This is a genomic window from Candidatus Frankia alpina, from assembly GCF_902806485.1.
Classification (GTDB): Bacteria; Actinomycetota; Actinomycetes; order Frankiales; family Frankiaceae; genus Frankia; species Frankia alpina.
Genome location: NZ_CADCWT010000314.1, coordinates 1 through 4761 on the forward strand (window position 1 = coordinate 1; position 4761 = coordinate 4761).

Annotated in this window: 5 protein-coding genes and 1 pseudogene; 2 read left to right on the plus strand and 4 right to left on the minus strand. The window is 70.3% G+C overall.

Annotation, left to right across the window (positions count from 1 at the left end; genetic code table 11):
- The 4 genes from G6R25_RS25555 to G6R25_RS28250 all read right to left on the minus strand — a co-directional run.
- On the minus strand, nt 1-1015 hold a 1015-nt coding region (locus tag G6R25_RS25555), incomplete at its 3' end, for a lytic transglycosylase domain-containing protein (RefSeq protein ID WP_235949396.1).
- Between the two features lie 83 nt (nt 1016-1098).
- The gene (locus tag G6R25_RS28240; RefSeq protein ID WP_235949397.1) at nt 1099-1593 is read right to left on the minus strand and encodes a hypothetical protein; all 495 of its coding nucleotides are present in this window, start codon (nt 1591-1593) and stop codon (nt 1099-1101) included.
- Between the two features lie 108 nt (nt 1594-1701).
- The gene (locus tag G6R25_RS28245) at nt 1702-1884 is read right to left on the minus strand and encodes a hypothetical protein (RefSeq protein WP_235949398.1); all 183 of its coding nucleotides are present in this window, start codon (nt 1882-1884) and stop codon (nt 1702-1704) included.
- 120 nt (nt 1885-2004) lie between these two features.
- On the minus strand, nt 2005-2328 hold the full coding sequence (locus G6R25_RS28250) for a hypothetical protein (RefSeq protein ID WP_235949400.1): 324 nt from the start codon (nt 2326-2328) through the stop codon (nt 2005-2007).
- A 62-nt stretch (nt 2329-2390) separates the two neighbouring features.
- Here G6R25_RS28250 and G6R25_RS28255 point away from each other — a divergent pair, with 62 nt between their 5' ends.
- Nucleotides 2391-3227: an RHS repeat domain-containing protein gene (locus G6R25_RS28255; protein WP_235949403.1), complete on the plus strand. Its 837-nt coding sequence runs from the start codon at nt 2391-2393 to the stop codon at nt 3225-3227.
- 4 nt (nt 3228-3231) lie between these two features.
- Nucleotides 3232-4761: pseudogene (locus G6R25_RS28260) on the plus strand (sugar-binding protein); the annotation flags it as partial.

Consider the following 4761-nt stretch of genomic DNA (forward strand, 5'->3'; position numbering starts at 1 on the left):
CGGCTTGAGGTGGGGCGTCGGTCGCAGCGTGGCCGGTGGTGTACCCGGCGGTCCAGGCGAGGACGGCGTGGACGTAGCTGGTCGAGGGGTTGTAGCTGTAGATCGCGGCGCGCAGCTGGGCGGGGTCGGCGAGGTCGTGGCCGTGCTGGCAGAGATAGCCGGCGGCGGCCAGGGCGGCGTCGTCGACATTGTCCGGGTCGGCCCGGCCGTCGCCGGAGTTGTCGCGGCCGGCGCTGGCCCAGGTGGTGGGGATGAACTGCATCGGCCCGACGGCCCGGTCGTAGCGGGTGTCGTGGTCGAGGGCACCGCGGTCGGTGTCGCGGATGAGGGCGCAGCCGTCGTGGCCGTCGAGGGGCGGGCCGAGAATCGGCCGGGTGAGGGTCCCGTCGGGGGTGAGGGCGTGGCCGGCGGCGTGGCCGGACTCGATCCGGCCGATGCCGGCGAGGAGCTGCCAGGAAAGGTGGCAGGAGGGGCGCTCGGTGGCCATGCGGACGGCGGCCGCGCGGTAGGCGGTCAGCATGCGGGCGGGGATCCGCTGTTCGGAGGCGGTGAGGATGAAACCGGCGGAGGCGGTGCGGTGGGTGGCCGCGGCAGCGAGCGTCCGGTCGTCGGGAACAGGCGCCGACGCGGTCGGAGTCGCCGTCTGAGCCGCGGTCGGAGTCGCGGTCGGAGTCGCGGTCGGAGTCGGCGTCGGGGTGCTGGTGGGGGCGTCGGTGTCGGTCGCGGCTCGTAGCGTGGGGATGAGGTCGGGTAACTGGTCCTTGTAGCCGCGGGTCGGCGGATGGACCGCGACGGCGGGAGCGTTGAGGCGAGCGGTCGGTGACGGGCCCCGGCCGGTCGGGGTCATGCCGGGCATCAGGCTCAGGGTGACGAGCAGCCCGATCATCGGAATGGCGGCGAGGCCGCCGGTCGGACCGGACCGTCGGCGGGTCAGGCCAGCCGTGGCGTGGCGGGCCGGGCCGGTGAGGGCCCGGTGGCGTCCGGGGTTCTCGGGCGCGCGCCGGTTCCGGCTCATACCGTTCGCCTACCTGAGATAACGGCGGGTCGGTTTGGCCACGGCCACTACTCGGTGTCCGCCACCGATGCGTCGATGCCGAGTTACACCGGTGACATCACCGTCGGGCGCACCTTCACCACCCTCGGAGTGAACGCCCCCGCCGGGGCCGGGTTGACGGTCGACCCGTCGACGCCGCCGGCGGCGGGCTGGAACGGCAACGGCTGCACGTCCACGGGTAACGCGGTCACCGCGTCGTTCACCGCGCCGGCGAACGCGCTGCTGCTTGCCCTCGCCGACACGACCTCGACGGGTTCCGGTGGCAGCACCATCCCGGCGATCTCCGACTCGGGTGGGCTGTCGTGGATCCGGGTCGCCGGCACCGGGACGAACGGCACCAAGGACGAGGCGGTCGCCTGGTGGGCGCGGACGTCGAGCTCGGCCGCGCGGACGGTGACGTTGACGTTGACGTTGACGTCGTCGACGAACACCTGCTCGAAGTTCCTGCAGGTCGTGGTGGTGATGAACACGAACCTGACCACGCCGATCGGTGCGACGAACATCGGCCCGGCCGAGGACACCACCGCGGGGGTGTTCAACCAGTCGGTGACGTCGACCGCGGCCGGGTCGATGGCCTTCGCCGCGGTCGCGGACGCTGCCGCCGCCGCAATCCCGACCCCCGGCTCCGGGGTGACGTTGCAGGGCAGCTACCACCAGACGGATGTGACCGGCGCGGGCCTGTACAAGACGGCGGCGTCCTCCGCCCCCGGCCAGGCGCTGACCATCACCACCACCGCACCGGCCACGGCGACGAACTCGTGGTCGATGTTCGAGGTGCTGCCCGCCGGCGCGTCGAACACGATCTTCGGCCCGGGGTGGACGGCGAGCATGCCCGGCCCCGATGCCGGCGCCGCCGACGAGACCCTGGCCGGCGGCTACGTCACCTTCACCGACGACACCGGCGTCCAGGACGTCTACACCCGCAGCGGCACCGGCGGCTACCCGTACACCTACACCGGTGTCGGTGACGACGCCGTCGACGGCAGCACCCTGACCAAGGATTCCGCGACCCAGTTCACCCACACCGACATCGACGGCTCGAAGACCGTCTTCGTCGCCCAGGCTGTCGGCGGCGTCACGACCTGGTATGCCAGCCAGGTCGTCGAACCCGGCTCGAACACCACCTCGACCTTCACCACTGACTCCGCCGGGCGCACCACCCGCATCCTCGCCGACGACCCCGCCGGGGTGTCGTCGTGCACGACGCTTGGTGCCGGCTGCCGCGCGCTGAACCTGACGTATGCAACGTCGACCTCCGCGACCGGGACCGGCACCGACCCGTCGACGTGGGGCAGCTACACCGGCCGGGTCAGCGGGATCGCGATGGCCTTCAACGGTGCCGCGCCGGTCAACGTCGCCGCCTACGCCTACGACTTCCGCCGGCCGGCTGCCTTCGGCGAAGGACCCGCGCACCAACCTGACCACCACCTACACCTACGACACGGCTGGCCGGCTCGCCCAGATCACCCCACCCGGCCAGGCCACCTGGACGTTGGCGTACGACGGCGGCGGGCGGATCTCGACGGTGTCCCGGCCGACCCCCGGCGGGTCGACGGCGACGCAGACGGTGGTCTACGACGTCCCGGCCTCCGGCGCCAGCGCGCCGATCGACCTGTCGGCCGGGACGGTCGCCGGCTGGGCGCAGCAGGATCTGCCGCTCTACGGCGCCGGCGTGTTCACTGCCGATCATGTGCCGTCGTCGCCGTCGCCGCCGTCCTCGTCGGACTGGCCGTACGCGGACCTGACCTATCTGAACACCGACGGCCGGCAGGTGAACAGCGCCTCCTACGGCAACGGCGCCTGGCAGATCACCACCACCGAGCACGACGCCAAGGGCAACACCGTCCGCACCCTGTCCGCGGAGAACCGCAACCAGGCACTGACCCCGACCGCGGACACCGATCCGACGGTGGCGTCGCTGACCACCTCAGCGGCCCGTTCCCAGCAGCTCGACGAGCAGACCGTGTACACCGCGGACGGGGTGTCGGTGGCCCGACACCTACGGCCCGACGCATCAGATCGTCGACAACGGCGGTGCCCGCTACTCGGGCCGCGAGCATGTCCACACCGACTACGACCAGGGCGCCCCATCGGCGCCGACCCCCTACCGGCTGGCGACGACGGTCACCACGACGATCCGCCTGGCCGACGGCAGCGACGCCGACCCGCGTAAGACGGTGAACGGCTACGAGGCGAAGACCGGCGCGGATGCGGCGACGTCGGGTTGGAACCTGCGCAAGCCGACGACGGTGACGACGTGGATGGGCGGCGGTTCGACCCCGGACATCGTGCGGACGACGTACTACAACGCGGCCGGCAATGTCGTGGAGTCCCGCCAGCCGAAGGCGAGCAGCTCCGGTGGCGACGCCTACACGACGCTGACCTCGTACTTCACCGCGACCGGGTCGGGGAGCTGCGTCAACGCTTCCTGGACCGGCCTGGCGTGCACGCAGGGTCCGGCGGCGCAGCCGTCGTCGGGGAATCCGCTGCCGGTGTCGGCGTACACGTACAACGATCTGAACGAGGTGCTGACCAACGTCGAGACGGTCAACTCGACGACGCGGACCACGACCTATGCCTATGACAGCGCCGGGCGCAAGACGTCGGAGGCGGTGGCGGCAAGCCCAGCGGCGGACGGTGGCAGCACGATCCCAACGTCCACCTACGGTTTCGATGCGTCGACGGGTCTGCCGACGACGACCACCGCGGACAGCGTGACGCTCACCACCGGTTATGACTCGTGGGGTCAGGTGACCTCGCAGACCGACGCGGACGGCAACACCGCGGCGACGACCTATGACGTCGACGGTCGCATCGCGACGGTGAACGACGGCAAGGGCACGTACACCTACGATGGTGGTTCGGGGGAGCATCGTGGTCTGCTGACGAGTCTCGGTGTCGGCGCCGGTAGCGCGCCGTCGACGTTTACGGCGGGTTACAACACCGACGGGAAGGTCGTCTCGCAGACGTATCCGAACGGCCTGGTCGCGGCGACGCGGTATGACGACAACGGTGAGCCGACCGCGTTGTCGTATGCCAAGGATGGCACTCCCTGGTTGGCGTTCGCCCAGGCCAACTCGGTCTACGGTCAGATCCGTCTGGATGCGACGCCGGCGTCGACGAAGTCGTTGGGTTATGACCTGTCGGGTCGGTTGACGTCGGTGGCGGATACGGTGAGTTATGGTGGTCCGGCGTCGTGCACGACGCGGTCGTATGGGTATGACGCGGATTCGAATCGGTTGTCGTTGACGAGCTACCCGGATGGTGGGGGTAGTGATGCGGGTGCCTGCTCGACGTCGACGTCGGCCACCGGTTATTCTTTCGGCTATGACCAGGCTGATCGGCTTACGAACAGCGGGTATGCCTATGATCTGTTTGGTCGGACGACGACGGATCCGTATCCGCCGGCGGGTTCGTCGGCGAGTCTCGGCTACTTCGTGAACGATCTGGTGGCGAGTGAGACTGTGGGTTCGTCGACCCGGTCGTATGCGTTGGATCCGGCGCGGCGGGTTCGGTCGTGGTCGGACGGGTCGACGACGTCGGTGAACCATTTTACACGTCGGCCGGCGGGGACAGCCCGGCGTGGATCGGCGTCGGCAGCAGCTGGTCGCGGAACATCACGGGCATCGGCGGGGATCTGGCCGCCGTCAGGGCCGCGCGAAGGTCACCTTCCGTGCCGACTGGTTACTCTAGGTTGCGAGGAATGT